The sequence below is a fragment of the Bacillus sp. FSL K6-3154 genome (assembly GCF_040869395.1).
Lineage (GTDB): Bacteria > Bacillota > Bacilli > Bacillales > Bacillaceae > Bacillus > Bacillus safensis.
Map to the genome: position 1 here is coordinate 932807 of NZ_CP152033.1, position 14587 is coordinate 947393.

Here is a 14587-nt window from a genome sequence, read left to right on the forward strand (position 1 = left end):
AGCAGGTAATGCTAAGAAAAAGATTTGAGGCGGGTGATCCGAATGAATCAAACTCCATTAAAAGAGCACTTATACGATAATCTCTCCGTCATCCTTCCACAATTAAAGGAAATGGACGATTTGGTCCATGAGAAAAAAACGCTGCCTCACGGACAGGTGGTTTACTATTTATACATAAAAGAAATGAACGAAAAGATGGAGATTCAAACCTTTTTAAATCTGCTTCTCCAAGATCATACGTCTCTCACAAAAGAGAAGCTTGAATCCAATTTATCGATGATGACCACCCGTTCGGTGAAAACCTCTGAGGAATTGGTCGATGCGATTTTTGATGGGCATTGTGTTGTTCTGATTAACGGATTTCAGCATGCGTATATTTTAGAAACGCATGGAACGAAGAAACGCAGTATAGGGGATGCTACCTCTGAAACAGTTGTGAGAGGACCGAAAATTGGCTTTATTGAAGATTTAGATACGAACTTAGCTCTTGTAAGACAGCGCTTGAAAAACCCCGATCTTAAAACCGTCGACATGAAGATTGGTCAAAAAAAGTACACCAAAGTGACCATCATGTACATTGACGGTATGGCTCAATCATCTGTTTTAAAAGAAGTGAAAAAACGGCTCAAGCAAGTCACTATTGATGATATACAAGATTCCGGTGTTCTTGAGGAACTGATTGAGGACAATGTGTACTCTCCTTTCCCGCAAATACAAAACACAGAACGGCCGGATAAAGTGGCATCTGCTTTAAATAATGGACGTGTCGCCATTTTTGTTGACCATTCACCTTTTGTGTTAATTGTACCTGCTTCTCTCGCGACGATTATGCAATCACCCGATGATTATTATGAAAGGTGGATCGCTGCCTCTCTCATTCGGATGCTGCGGTTTACCTCTATTTTTCTGACATTATTTTTATCAGCCATTTATATTGCGCTTGTGTCCTTCCATCAAGGGCTTTTACCAACAACTCTTGCTATTTCAATCTCAAGCACTAGAGAAAACGTCCCCTTTCCGCCTATTGTGGAGGCACTGATCATGGAGATAACGATTGAACTACTGCGGGAAGCCGGTTTAAGGCTGCCAAATCCGCTCGGGCAAACGATTGGACTTGTAGGCGGAGTTGTCATCGGGCAGGCGGCCGTTCAGGCTCATATTGTGAGCTCGATCATGGTGATTATCGTCAGTGTGATTGCCCTCGCATCATTCACTGTCCCGCAATATGGGATGGGCATGTCGTTCCGCGTGCTCCGGTTTGTGTCCATGTTTACAGCAGCTACCTTTGGTTTATATGGGATTGTGCTGTTCATGCTCGTTCTCCTTACTCATTTAACACGGCAAAAAAGTTTTGGGACGCCTTATTTCTCACCAGATTTTGTGTTCAGCTATAAAAACGAAGACAATTCCATCATTCGATTGCCTTTAAAAAATCAAAAGAAAGGAGAACGATATGGTCAATCATAAAGAGTCGATCACCAGCTATCAGGCAAGTGCCATCATTGCCAATACAACATTAGGTGCAAGTATGATGATTCTGCCAAGAGCAATGGCTCAGGCTGCAGCTACACCTGACGGCTGGATTGCGCTCTTACTCATGAGTGGCATTTACATTGTATTTATTTTTGCGAATGTCCTTATGATGAAAAAAGTCCCCTTCTCCTCTTACTATGATTATACGAACGAGGGGCTTGGCAAGTGGATCGGTGCCCTTGCTAACCTGCTCATTATTATTTATTTTCTCGGCGTTGCCAGCTATGAAGTGCGGGCTATGTCGGAAATGGTGAAGTTCTTTTTGCTTCAAAACACTCCCGTAGCGGTGACAATGATCAGCTTTATTTTGGTCGGTCTTTATCTTGTCGTCGGCGGGATTGGTGATTTTGCCAGACTGTGCCCTTTTTTCCTCATTGTCACCCTGATTATCTTATTTATTGCTTACGGACTCAGTGTTCAAGAGTTTAAGTTAGATAACCTCCGGCCTGTTTTAGGCGAGGGCTTCTCACCTGTCTTCAAATCCTTTAATGCATCAGCCATTTCGTTTGTCGGCATTGAAATGATGCTGTTTATGCCTGTCTATATGAACACGCAAAAACACACCTTTGCTTATGGCGCAATCGGCTTTTTGATTCCTGCGATCATTTATATATTCACCTATATTCTTGTCGTTGGTGCGTTCACTGTGAAAGAAACTGCGACGTTGACTTGGCCGACGATTGCTTTATTTCAATCGTTCGATATACAGGGGATCTTTATTGAGCGGATTGAATCTTTTTTGCTTATCGTTTGGCTTGTTCAGCTTTATACGAGCTTTGTAGGATATACGTTTTTTGCTGCAATGGGGGTATCCAAACTAACAAAATTACCCAAAAAAGTCGTACTCACGTTGATGGGAATTGTCATCTACTTTGCCGCCGTTTTCCCAAAGGATGTTGATACAGTGCGTGATTATTTAACCTATGTGAACAATTTATTTTTCCTTTTATTCGGCATTCTCCCGTTTCTCTTATTCATCATCGTGTTTTTTAAAAGGAGGCGGAAAGCGGCATGAAAAAGAAAGCGGTTTTTGCATTAATGACCCTTTTTCTATTAAGTGGATGCTGGGATAGTACCAATATTGAGGAACTCAACATGGCGATTGGTTATGGCTTAGATAAAGGAGATGACGGTCATAAGCTTAAAATATCAATGCAAGTCCTTGTTCCTCAAAAAATTGAACAAGAATCCAGCGTAAAAGACCCAACAAAGATTATAGAAACTAGTGGTGATTCCGTACATCAAATATTCCGAACAACGACACTCAAAAGTCACCGGATTTTCGCCCAGCAGCTGAGGGTGTATTTATTTTCTGAGGAACTCATCAATGAGAATAATTTCGACCTCGTCATTAATCAATTCATTCGCGACAATGAAACGAGAAGAGGAAGCCTCGTCTTTATGACCTCAGAAAAGCCTGGGGACTTGCTGAAAATCAATGACGCTGGTCAGCCAGCTTCTTCTACATTATATGATCTTTCTGCGAATACAAAGTCGACCATACGTATGTTCAAGCCCGTTTCATTAGGAGATATTTCTTCTGCTATGCAAAACAACGTATCTTTTGCTGTTCCGAAAGTCGGTGTGGATCAAGGGAAATTAATACTCGACGGAGCCTCTATTATTAAGAACAGACGATTTCTCACCAGCATCTCTCCGTTAGCCGTGCAGTCATACAACCTGTTGACTGGGGACGGAAAAGGCGGAGTGATTGAATTTGAATATGATCACAGCATCTATTCGTTTGAGATTTTTAAACTGAAACACAACATTGAAACGAATAAAACAGCGAGCGGAAAATATCAATTTAATGTGTCAGTGGCGCTTGAAGGAAGGTTGTCTGAGGATTGGAATGAGCGGGAAAATGCATTTAATGAAAAGTATCTCCAAGAGATTGAAGGTGTCGTGGAGCGTCGAATAGAGAAAAACGTAAAAGATTTCATTGGGGAATTACAGCATGAGATCAAAGCAGATATTTGCGGGTTTTCTCAAAAAGCGAGTATTGCGTATCCGAAGGACTTTCGAAAAGAAGCGAAGCATTGGGATGAAATTTTTAGTGAATCGGACATTCGTTACAAGGCAAATGTGAAAATCCGTGACTTCGGGACTAAGGGCGCAACACAATCTTTATAGAGTATGTTAAAATGGTAAGAAAAAAAGGGTGTCAATCATGAAACGAGCTTTACTTTCGGCCGGCATTCTATTTTTGATTCTAGGGATACTTCTGTTAATCGTTGTATTCACGCAATCAAAAGAAGATTTCTTCATTGAAGCCGACAGCTTTTCAAGCACATTTTTGATCGTGGTTTATTATGGACAAACCCCTGCGCTCCTTCTGTTGGGAGGCGGATTATTCGTCGGACTTTCACAGATCATTGATTTGCAGGAAAAAAAAGCGGCAGCAGCAACGGAGAGCGTAAAGCTTTTATCCGAAATGAAGAAAACCCTGGAAGAAAAATCGGCCAAGGAGCAGGAGGCTTTTCCAGTTCCTGAGCTCCATCAACTATCCGAACGTCCGATCACAGGACAGAAGGACTAATTTTACGCATGTTCTAGCAGCTTTCACCTGAAAGCTGTTTTTTTATTGAATCAGCTTATGACGGTGCGCATACACAGCCGCTTGCGTTCGATCTTCCACATCAAGTTTGGAAAGAATGTTGGTAATATGGGTCTTCACCGTTTTAATTGTAATAAATAATTCCTCGGCAATGACCTTATTCGATTTCCCATCCGCAATCAGCTTCAAGATCTCCATTTCTCTTGCTGTTAATGAATCGTGAAGGATGGACCCATTTGATGAATGACGGAGTTTATTCATGACCTTTCCAGCCACTTTTGATTCAAGTCTTGGTTCGCCGATACTTGCAGATCTGATGGCATCAGCAATTTCTCCTGCCTTGGATGTTTTTAATAAATAGCTTAAAGCACCCGCCTCAATCACTGGATAGACTTTATCATCGTCAATAAAGCTCGTCAGAACGATGATTTTCGCATCTTCAATTTCCTGACAAATTCTTTTCGTTGCTTCGATGCCATCCATCCCTTCCATGACAAGATCCATTAAAATCACATCTGGCCTTAATTCAACGGCTAGCTCTACACCTTTTTGTCCATCTGACGCTTCACCAATGACTTCAATATCAGCCTGCGCCTCTAAAAAGGCCGCAAGACCCATTCTCACCATTTCGTGATCGTCGATTAAAAGCACTCGAATCATCGAACGTTCTCTCCTTTTCCTTCATCAAAAATGGGAACCTTCACATCAATTTGTGTGCCTTTTCCCTCAAATGACATAATCTCTGCGACACCGCCTACTTCACTTGTTCTCTCTCGAATCGATTCAAGTCCGTAGGAGGCTGTCTTCACATGATCTGTTTGAAAGCCGATACCATTATCAATAATCTTTAGCTGCACTTGCCGGTTTCTTATGAGCAGGCGCACAGTTACCTTTGTCGCCTTTGCATGCCTAAATACATTAGACAGGGCTTCTTGCACAATTCGGAAGAGGTGGTCCTCTACTCCTTTAGATAACGGAACATCATCTTCGATTTCCCAATCAATATCAATCGGCTGCTTTGCTTGGAACTCATTTAGCAGCTCAATTAAGCCTTTTTTCAGGTCTTTTCCTTCTAGCGTGATCGGTCTTAGGTGAAGCAGAAGAGCACGCATCTCATTTTGTGCATCGCCAGCCATTCGTTCGACAAGCTGCATTTGCTTTAATATCTTTTCGTCCTTTTCCTTCATGCCTTCAAGAATAGCTGAAGTCATCATTGAAATCGCAAATAACTGCTGACTGACCGCATCATGGAGCTCTCGTGCAAGCCGCTGCCGCTCTTCTGAGACGACCGATTTCTTCATTTGAACCTGCCATTCAGCCCGTTCATTTGAAAGCTTTTGCAAAGAGGCTACTTGCCCTTCGACCCGCTTCGCCATTTCATTTAATTGATCGGCGGCTAAGCCAATTTCATCGTCGCCAAGAGACGGCAGTCTGTATGCAAAGTTTCCATTTTCAAATTTCAAAATCGACTCAACAAGCTGATCGAGGCGTTTCTTATGCTGATAGCCAAATACACTCCCGGCAGAAATCCCAATCGCAAGACTAACGATGAGTAAAATACAAAAAAACGGTATGCCAAACCAGCGGGTAGAAAGCAGGATCATCGGATCAAGCTGATAATAAAAAAACATCGGCAGTGTCGTCATCGTCACAACACCGAGCGAGATACCGACGCCAAGACGAACAGATTGCCACTGGAGACCTAAATGCAATTTCCTCATAAGTATCTCACATCCACATCCCCGATCAGCAGAGAGATGGAGATTTTCACTTTTCGTTTGCTCTCATCGTAATCGTTGGTCATCACGTACACTTTACTGCCAAACCCGCTTCTTTTTTCATCTATGATTTTCATATCACCAATCGCGGCGGAAGCACTCACACATACTTCAATATCCTGCGGTACGTAAATATCCACATCTCCGATCAGCCCGCTAATCACGATCGTACTCTCTTCTTCTGCGATGATCGCCTTTGATAAATCGATTTTAACATCGCCAATAAAGCCTGAAATCGTCAAATCACTTAATTGAAACGGCTTTTTCATCAGCCTGACTTCACCAATAAAAAAGTCATGCTCTTTGCGCGGCTTTGTCTGGCTTTTTGTTTTCTTCTGATCGCTCTTTTTTTCAAGATTGACTTTCAGTGAAGGCTTCCCGTCTTCTGATGTTTCCTTTTTATCGACATCAAAAACAGGTTTATTTTTCAATAAGCGATAGCCGGCATAAATCAAAAAGGCCGCAAATAGGTAACCTGTTAAACTAAATGTAATATTGAGCAGAAATTTTAAGAAGAGAAAGCCGGCAAAAATATAGGAAACTGAACCGAGCCAACGTTTGGATCGTGAGTGCAGCCAATAACCCGCCAGCGCAAAAAACACAGGCCAAAACAAATCTGCTCCGATCCCAATAATTTTGAGAAATAAATTAATACCAAATATCACAACAATGATGCCTAAAATTTGATTCCTTGTAAAACGCAGTTGACTCGCCTCCTTCCTTTCTTTCATTCATTACCGCAGCTTGAGGTTACCACTTGTCATTTCAATATCGACTAAATGAGTCCCTTTTCCCCGCGTACCTGTAAAGCCTCGACCTTCACTATCCACTTGATCAAAGTCATACGAGTGATCGACGCTTCCACTTGTTTTTTTCACCTGAACGTTGAAATCTCCGTCATCTGGCAAATTAAATTTCGCGCTCCCTGATGTCATATGAAAGGAGACAGGTGACTCAATTGTATCAAAACTTGCTGTCAACCGGCCGCTTGTCATGCCCAATTGCAGCTCGCCTTTGACATCATTAATATCGGCACGCCCTGAAGTTGCCCCAATATCACTATCCTTCGCATCGATGTGCGACACTGCCAGCCTGCCAGAGGTTGCTTTGATTTCCACATTTTTGGCTGAGAAATTCTCAGCTGTGAGGTTTCCACTCGTTGATTTGAGTATCACATCTTGAAGGGACAGCTTTCCTTCTCCATCAATCTCACTAACGCCGCTTCCACCCGTAATCTTCACATTTTTATGATAATCTGTTGGAATTTTAACTAAAAGCTCTCCTTTTTCAAATTGAGTGAAAAACAAGAAGCTTTTATTTTCAGCACGAATTTTGAACGTACCGCCTGTTTGCTCCGCATACATTTTCCCTTTTCCATTGACAGCAGTCACCGAGATATCGGAACGATTTTCAGGTTTTACCTTCACGCGAAACCCAGAAAGAGAAATATCTAATTGATCAATCTCCTCTTTTTTCGCTGAAGCTGTTGTCACTGGTTTTTCACGGGAAAAACTTATATGAAAGAGATTTTCATTTTTGAAAAGCATGCCAATCATTAAAAAGATACCTACAAGTATACAAATTAGACCGATTAATCGCTTCATTTATACCATCCCTTTATCTTCTGACCTTTTCATTATAAGGAAAAGCGAAACAGAAAGAAATCAAATATCGGAAGAAAAAGCCTGCTTTTCTTCCGATTTGACCTCTATACGTTTGCTTGCTGCTGTTCAGGCTTTTTCTCAAGTTTCAGCTTCTGCCATTCTTTTTCAACCTCATCGGCGTAGTCTAAATGAGCATATGCCCCTTGATCTGCAAATTGTGCATAGCTGCCTGCTTTTGTTTCCATTTCTTCAATACGGTTCTCCATTCGAAGAAACTCTTTATATGCACTTTCACTGTCTACTTTATTGATGGAATCATTCATATGCTGCTTTGCCTGTGCGGCATTGGCTCTTGCAATCAGTGCCTGCTTCTTGTCTTTTATATCACGCAGCTTCGTTTCTAAGTGCTGCAATTGCTCTTTCAGCTCTTTCAATTGTTTCACAGATTGCTGGTAGGCTTCCTGATATTCGTTGTGCTTTTCTTCAAAATACTTCATTTCTGTGAGCGCTTTTCGTGCAAGCTCCTCTTCTCCAGCATGATATGCCAGCTCGGCCTGTTTCTTTCGCTTTTCAGCAAATGCTTCCGTCTCTTCTGCTTTTCGCAGGAAACCTTGCTGAATCGTTTGCTGTTTGATGATGGCATGTTTCGCTTTCGCAACATCATCCTCCATATCACGAACGTATTGATTCAGCATGACACGCGGATTCTCCAATTTATCTAAACCTTCATTGACAGTTGCAACAAACATATCTCTTACTCTTCTTAATACCATTTGATATTCCTCCCTTTATTTTTTCTTTAAAAAGTCTTCCCATTCTTGATCAAAAGACGTATGAATCGGTTCTTCCGTATTAGGTGCCGTGTTTGGCTCCATATAGGCTCTGCTTGATGATTTTTCGGTAGATTCACCATTGATCATCGACCAGCCAAAATAAAGAAGTACCCCTGCAAATGCGATGCCGAGTATAAACGGCAGAAATTGCACGACGATCAGTACACCAATGACTGCTAGAATGACACCTAAGGTTTTACTGCCTTTTTCGTATTTTTTAACACCTACATAGATGAGCCCTGCACCAATCAAAACCGGGATCAGACCACCAAATGAACCACCAAAGAAGATGGATAAACCGACAAACAATAAAATTGAACCGATAATGGTTTTACTTGTTATTTTCATCTTCATGCCTCCTTTCTTGCTCCTTGCTTTAACTATAGTCAAAAAAGAAAGCCGGCAAAACGTGTCACAGATTGATCTTTGTTTGCGACTAGAGTCGTAACAATGCTCAGACTAAGCGGCAGAACCTAATAAAAAAGCACTCTTCTATGAAGAGTGCTTTCCTTATTTTGAACGAAACACATCGGCACTTCGTTCATATTCAACATCAGCTTCACCAAGCCGATAATTCACGATTCGAGCGGCTGCAAATAAATAATCGGATAGACGGTTTACGTATGAGAGCGCAACGGCTGGAATCTCCTCCTGTTTTGCAAGCGTCACAATATGCCTCTCGGCTCTTCTGACGACTGTCCGCGCTACATGTAAGAGAGCAGCGCCTTCCTGACCACCCGGTAAAATAAACTTAGTAAGCGGCTCAGCTTCTTCTACATAGACATCCATTCTTTCCTCAAGGACTGTCACAGAGGCTTCTGTTAATTTGCCTTCTTTACGTGGTTTGACTGCTGCCAAATCACCCCCGCAGTCAAACAGCTCATGCTGTATAACAATCAGCTCTGACAAAAGGTCCGGAAACAATTCGCCATGCTGCCGTAATTTTGCATGCGCGAGTCCAATAAAGCTATTCGCCTCATCTAACGTACCATACGCCTCTACTCTCACATCATCTTTATCGGCTCTTCCTCCGATCAAGCCTGTTTGGCCCTGATCCCCGGTTTTCGTATAAAGTTTCAACGGTTTTCCCTCTTTTCTACTGCTTTGTCCTTCTAGTATAACCTGAAGTTAAAAAGATGTATTTGTTTTATTATGAAACACTTTTGGTGAAAATCACTCCAACCCTCTTATATATGTTGAATGATGAAACATCCCGTTTTATAATGAATGAAAGCGCTTTTTAATTATGAGAGATGGGGTGGGATGTACGTGAGTTTACAAAATAAAGTAGCAATCATTACAGGTGCAAGCAGAGGAATTGGCCGCGCCATTGCGGAAGCACTTGCCTGCGAAGGAGTGCGCGTCGTTCTCAATGGAACGAACGACATGCTGCTGCAGGAGGTTTGCTCCTCACTGAATAAAAAAGAGAAACGAGCCGTTTATGTTGCTGGTGATGCTAGTTTACCAGAGACAGCCTCTTCACTCGTGGAGCAAGCGAAAACACATTTTGGACAGATTGATCTGCTGGTCAACAATGCTGGGATCAATTTACGAAAATCCACAGTCGAGACATCCCTTGATGAGTGGAAACGATTGATTGATATTAATTTGACCGGCACGTTCCTCATGTGCCAAGCGGTCATTCCTGACATGATCAAACAACAAGGCGGAAAGATTATTAATATGAGTTCTACAACTGGCAAAACCCCTCATCACAATGCATCACCTGCATACGGTGCATCAAAGGCAGGCATCAATTATTTAACCATGCATCTTGCCAAAGAATTAGCAGAACACCACATTCATGTGAATGCTGTCTGCCCTGGTCCAATTGAAACAGACATGAGCAAACAGTGGAGCGATGAATATCGGCGTTCGGTTTTAGATAGAATTCCTTTGAAAACGATTGGAACACCAGAACAAGTTGCAAATGTTGTGACATTTTTAGCTTCTGACCAGTCGGATTTTATCACAGGAGAAACCATCAATATGAATGGCGGAACGTATATGAACTAGAAAAAAAGAGCCTCTCTTAAAGGCTCTTTTACTTTTCATATTGATTTTCTCTCGTACCAGAAAGCATGATGGCCTGTCTAATAGCTTCTTCCATGCTCGCAGAATCAGCTTTTCCTGTTCCTGCGATATCAAATGCCGTCCCATGATCGACACTTGTACGGATAATCGGCAGCCCAACTGTAATGTTTACACCCGACTCTAAGCCAAGCACCTTAATCGGTCCGTGCCCTTGATCATGATACATCGCCACAACGATATCAAAGTCACCTCTTACTGCCCTAAAGAACAAGGTATCAGCAGGCAGCGGCCCAAATACTTGAATCCCTTCTTCCTGCGCTAGTTCAACCGCTGGGATGATCTTCTCCTCTTCTTCTCCGTTCCCAAACAATCCATTCTCCCCAGCATGCGGGTTAATCCCGCATACAGCGATTTTAGGAGCAGAGATCCCAGAACGGACGAGTGTATCATGTGCCAGCTTAATCGTCGTGTATACACGCTCAGGATTAATCTTTAAAATGGCATCCATTAATCCAATATGTGTGGTGACATGAACTACCTTTAAGTTAGGGGCAGCCAGCATCATCGCATAATCTTCTGTACCTGTCAGGTCAGCTAAAATTTCTGTATGTCCTGGATACATATGACCTGCCTTATGAAGTGCTTCTTTGTTTAACGGCGCTGTGCAAATGCCGTCAATTCTACGGTCATTTGCAAGACTAATGGCTTTTTCAAGATATCGGAAAGCAGCATTTCCTGCTTCTTTTGATATGTCCCCAATTGGAATCTCGTTCGTTAAGAGCTTAAGGTCTAAGCACGGAACTGCTCCGGCTTTCACCTGCTCCGCTTCCTCTGGTTCTTTGATACTTACAATCTCCACATCTGTACTCACAAAGTCTTTTGCCCTATTTAATATACTGGTATCTCCGATCACAAATAGAACGGCTTCTTCATGTAAACGTGTTTGCTGAAAAGCTTTTAAAATAATTTCAGGACCAACACCAGCCGCATCTCCCATCGTTACAGCAATGATTGGTTTTGACATTCGACTTCCCCCTCTATCTTTTTCAGCACTTCTACCGCGTGGAGTACTGAATTTTTTTGACCGTAAGCTCCTGCTTTCGTAACCGCATATAAATTCGTATCAACAAGCTGACCGAGCGGGATGCCAGGTTCAATTTCTTTCAGCAGCCGAATACCTCCTGCTCCAAGCTCTTGGCAAATCGCCCGCGCTGTATCTCCGCCAGTTAGGAAAAGTCGTCTCATTCCTGATAATGTGACAATGTCTTTTGTGATCATTCCAAGAAAGACGGACAAAGCACCTCCAACCTCTTGTCTTGACAGCCCTTTCTTTTCTCCGTAAACCAGCATCTTTTCAACCATCTCTGGCCGTGCATCTGTGTAAAGGAGAATATCTTCGTTCTGACGCTTACGCAGTTGATCGAGAACTGATTTTCGTTCCCATGCTTCACGGCCGTTTAATACATTCAGCGGGTTCACTTTTATCTCAAAACAATCGTGAGTTTCTCTTAAATAAGCAAACTGCTCATTTGTTTTTTGAGAGGCACTTCCAGATACGATGAGGACAGGTCTCTGTTTTTTAAGGCGAGAAGTATTTCTATGTTTAGCGACATATGCCGATAATGCACCAGCTAGTCCCGCTGAACCGACCCATAGTATTCTTTCATCCATCTTCATAAACACTTCCACAATCCGCCCTAAATCATCACTTGTTTCTGCATCACACACAAACCATTGGTGACCATGCTTCAATAACGATGATACCTCAGCACTCGTTCCTTTGAGCTCTTCACCGATTGTTTGTTGAGAAAGGTTTTTTGGTCTGACGTTCGTCTGCTCCTCAATTAAATCTGATATGCTGGATGTCAAAACTGGTGTTTTCGGATCCTTTGCTGCCTCTGACAGATGAACAGGCACTCCTTCCACATAATGTATGCCATTATTGGTTGCTCTTTGTGCATCTGGGTAGGCAGGTGCGATAACCGCCGCATCAAATGGGCCAATATCCATTAGTGCTTGCAGTTCAATTCCTATATTGCCTCTCAATGTTGAATCTATTTTTTTAAAGAAAAGGTGCGATTCATCTTGGAGAAATGGCTGCACCATTTGGCTGACCTCATGGTAGGCGTTCTCTGAAGACATACTTCGTGAATCGGTATCCACTATCAGCACATCCTCTTTATACCTGTCAATGCCTTCAAATGACGGCTGAAACAGGACAGAGGCTGTGAAGCCCGCTTTGACAAATTGAACACCTGTATCGTTGGCACCTGTCAAATCATCCGCCACAATGATTACCTTTTGCTCTAATTTCGCTCCTTTTTTTAATAGATCGTTTGTCATTTAGACACCTCGGCCTCATTACATATTATTCCTTTAGCTTTCTCCATAGCGTCGTACGGTTGATATTCAACCGTTTTGCCGCCTTTGATTGATTCATATTTTCTTCTTCCAGCACCGTTTTGATAATCCGTCTTTCAATTTCATCAAGCGTTCCATTCAAATAGCTGGACAGCTGTTTTTCTTCATTTTCAAAAGCAAGCTGATCAATTGCTGCCTTTGCCTTATTCAACGTGATATATCCACTTTTTGTCGTCAGCACAAGCTCCTCAATGATCCGCTTGAACTGCCTGACATTTTCTCTGAATTTCTGGTGTTGAAAGGCTTCAATCACATCTGCTGACAGCCCAACCACCTGCGTCCCGTAAAGAGAATTTAGTTCCGCAATAAATAACCTGCTCATGTCCTCAATATCTTCTGGCCGTTCAGATAACGGAGGGACATGAATCGTGAGCTCCTGTAAGCTCGTATATAATTCCTCACTAAACGCTCCAGATTGCATCAATTTGAACAAATCCACTTGAGAAGCAGCCATCCAGCGAATATTCTGATGATGATGCATCTGCTCGGCAATGAGCTGCTGTATATCCATTGGAACGCTCTCAATATCCTTTAGAAACATCGTCCCTTTTTGATGCAGAGGGATTGATTTTAAATCTTCCGGTTCTGTCAAACGTCTGCAATGTACCGTTGTAAAGCTCTCATCTTTCCTCTCGCTCATTTGATGGATGGCAAATGCAAGGCTTGATTTACCAGTTCCTTGTTCACCATACAGGCAAATCGAGCGCTCCGTTTGGCTAAACGCTTTTGCCCTTTTGATCACATCTTTCATTTTCGGGCTCTGTTCTGTAAAAAGAGCAAATGGATGTTCTGAATGAATAGGCGACGCAAGCGTCCAAATACGATGACCTTCTTGATTCATCACAGCCGAAGGCCTTTCAATCGTCACAAGCAACTCGCCTTTCGATAGCATGCTTCCTTTGACATGCCACACTTGCTGCTGATGAGATATTTGAGAATAACCATTTTGTTTCCCTTCTCGAATCGCCTTTAGTGCCGGTTCAAGTGCTGGACACCATGTAATCACATCGGCATGAGAAGTAGACGGTGCAAATAATCCTTTTTCTGTCCATTGTTTCATTTGTTGATTCATAAAATGAAGTTTGTTGTGTGGATCGACGATCAGCATGCCTTTTGGCTCTTGATCAATCATTTCACGAAAAAGACGCTGTTCAGCTGTCGCCTCTTTATATAAACGATACATTTGTTTTGCTTGATGAAATGCTTCTTTCACCGATTCACGACCTGATGTAATGAGCATACTCTGCATTCCCAGCTCTTTAGCCGCTTTATCTGTAATAACATCTCCAAGCACAACCTGTGTCCCTTGATCTTGTAATTGTTTTAAGAGATCCCATACCTCTTCCTCTTGCTGCACTGTGTAAATATCAATTTTAATTCCGTATAATTCCCCAATGGTGCGGACACCTTGAGTGATATTTTCAAAACCCACGACCGCTTTTTTACCTTGATAATCTTTTATCAGCGTTAAGGCACGAAGCAAGTCGTACCCTGACACAGGGATATCCACTACTGGGATGTTCACATGTTTTTGAATGAGCGCAGCTGTTCCGCCCCGGCTCATAATGATATCCATCCCTTGAGCTTCTGCTTGTTCTGCGAGAGCAACCCCAGACCGAAGATCTCCGACTACAAGCTGGAATGTGATATTTTTTTCTTCTTTGGCAAGGTCGATTAACACATCTCCCAACCCTTTATACGGCGCAACACCTAACACTTTGATATTCATGAAAAGGACCCCCATTTTTTATCTCTTCATCATGAGACATACCTTGAGGGAGTCCAGCCGATAGAAAATGGGGACAACCCTCCAAACATCAATTATAA

General features: G+C 42.4%; 15 protein-coding genes. 5 read left to right on the forward strand and 10 right to left on the reverse strand.

All coding sequences use genetic code 11. The features are described 5' to 3' along the window. Positions 1-42 precede the first annotated feature (42 nt). From MHH61_RS05110 to MHH61_RS05125, 4 genes are read left to right on the forward strand one after another with little or no spacing between them, the layout of a single operon-like run. Positions 43-1467, forward strand: a complete 1425-nt coding sequence (locus tag MHH61_RS05110; RefSeq protein ID WP_125586114.1) for a spore germination protein — start codon at positions 43-45, stop codon at positions 1465-1467. Continuing rightward, the gene (locus MHH61_RS05115) at positions 1454-2548 is read left to right on the forward strand and encodes an endospore germination permease (protein ID WP_024423420.1); all 1095 of its coding nucleotides are present in this window, start codon (positions 1454-1456) and stop codon (positions 2546-2548) included. The genes MHH61_RS05110 and MHH61_RS05115 overlap by 14 nt, the downstream gene beginning before the upstream one ends. Beyond that, entirely contained in the window at positions 2545-3666 is a 1122-nt protein-coding gene (locus tag MHH61_RS05120; protein ID WP_024426014.1) for a Ger(x)C family spore germination protein, read from the forward strand. The genes MHH61_RS05115 and MHH61_RS05120 overlap by 4 nt, the downstream gene beginning before the upstream one ends. A 37-nt stretch (positions 3667-3703) precedes the next feature. Next, the gene (locus MHH61_RS05125; RefSeq protein WP_024423422.1) at positions 3704-4072 is read left to right on the forward strand and encodes a hypothetical protein; all 369 of its coding nucleotides are present in this window, start codon (positions 3704-3706) and stop codon (positions 4070-4072) included. Positions 4073-4114: 42 nt separating this feature from the next. On the opposite strand, the gene MHH61_RS05130 is transcribed toward MHH61_RS05125, so the two are convergent. The 7 genes from MHH61_RS05130 to MHH61_RS05160 form a co-directional block, all read right to left on the reverse strand. Continuing rightward, positions 4115-4750 carry a response regulator transcription factor gene (locus MHH61_RS05130; RefSeq protein ID WP_024426015.1) on the reverse strand — a complete coding sequence of 212 codons (636 nt, stop codon included), beginning with the start codon at positions 4748-4750 and terminating at the stop codon, positions 4115-4117. After that, positions 4747-5811, reverse strand: coding sequence for a two-component system sensor histidine kinase LiaS (gene liaS, locus MHH61_RS05135; RefSeq protein ID WP_024426016.1), 1065 nt, complete (start codon positions 5809-5811; stop codon positions 4747-4749). Before liaS ends, MHH61_RS05130 begins: the two co-directional genes overlap by 4 nt. Next, the gene (gene liaF / locus MHH61_RS05140; protein WP_169510657.1) at positions 5808-6599 is read right to left on the reverse strand and encodes a cell wall-active antibiotics response protein LiaF; all 792 of its coding nucleotides are present in this window, start codon (positions 6597-6599) and stop codon (positions 5808-5810) included. The genes liaS and liaF overlap by 4 nt, the downstream gene beginning before the upstream one ends. Before the next feature lie 3 nt (positions 6600-6602). Then, positions 6603-7472, reverse strand: coding sequence for a DUF4097 domain-containing protein (locus MHH61_RS05145; RefSeq protein WP_125586112.1), 870 nt, complete (start codon positions 7470-7472; stop codon positions 6603-6605). 104 nt (positions 7473-7576) lie between these two features. Then, positions 7577-8245, reverse strand: coding sequence for a stress responsive protein LiaH (gene liaH / locus MHH61_RS05150; protein WP_024423427.1), 669 nt, complete (start codon positions 8243-8245; stop codon positions 7577-7579). Positions 8246-8260: 15 nt separating this feature from the next. Next, on the reverse strand, positions 8261-8653 hold the full coding sequence (locus MHH61_RS05155) for a membrane protein (RefSeq protein ID WP_024426019.1): 393 nt from the start codon (positions 8651-8653) through the stop codon (positions 8261-8263). Positions 8654-8815: 162 nt separating this feature from the next. Further along, the gene (locus MHH61_RS05160; protein WP_024426020.1) at positions 8816-9385 is read right to left on the reverse strand and encodes a cob(I)yrinic acid a,c-diamide adenosyltransferase; all 570 of its coding nucleotides are present in this window, start codon (positions 9383-9385) and stop codon (positions 8816-8818) included. Positions 9386-9574: 189 nt separating this feature from the next. On the opposite strand from MHH61_RS05160, the gene MHH61_RS05165 reads away from it, so the two are divergent. After that, positions 9575-10321: an SDR family NAD(P)-dependent oxidoreductase gene (locus tag MHH61_RS05165; protein ID WP_024423430.1), complete on the forward strand. Its 747-nt coding sequence runs from the start codon at positions 9575-9577 to the stop codon at positions 10319-10321. Between the two features lie 28 nt (positions 10322-10349). Here MHH61_RS05165 and pdxA read toward each other — a convergent pair whose 3' ends face one another. The 3 genes from pdxA to MHH61_RS05180 are packed head-to-tail and all read right to left on the reverse strand — an operon-like array spanning position 10350 to position 14489. After that, positions 10350-11363, reverse strand: a complete 1014-nt coding sequence (gene pdxA / locus MHH61_RS05170; RefSeq protein WP_111926701.1) for a 4-hydroxythreonine-4-phosphate dehydrogenase PdxA — start codon at positions 11361-11363, stop codon at positions 10350-10352. Next, the gene (locus tag MHH61_RS05175; RefSeq protein WP_125586110.1) at positions 11339-12682 is read right to left on the reverse strand and encodes a four-carbon acid sugar kinase family protein; all 1344 of its coding nucleotides are present in this window, start codon (positions 12680-12682) and stop codon (positions 11339-11341) included. The genes pdxA and MHH61_RS05175 overlap by 25 nt, the downstream gene beginning before the upstream one ends. 25 nt (positions 12683-12707) lie before the next feature. Then, positions 12708-14489, reverse strand: a complete 1782-nt coding sequence (locus MHH61_RS05180) for a sigma-54-dependent Fis family transcriptional regulator (RefSeq protein ID WP_169510656.1) — start codon at positions 14487-14489, stop codon at positions 12708-12710. Between the last annotated feature and the right edge of the window lie 98 nt (positions 14490-14587).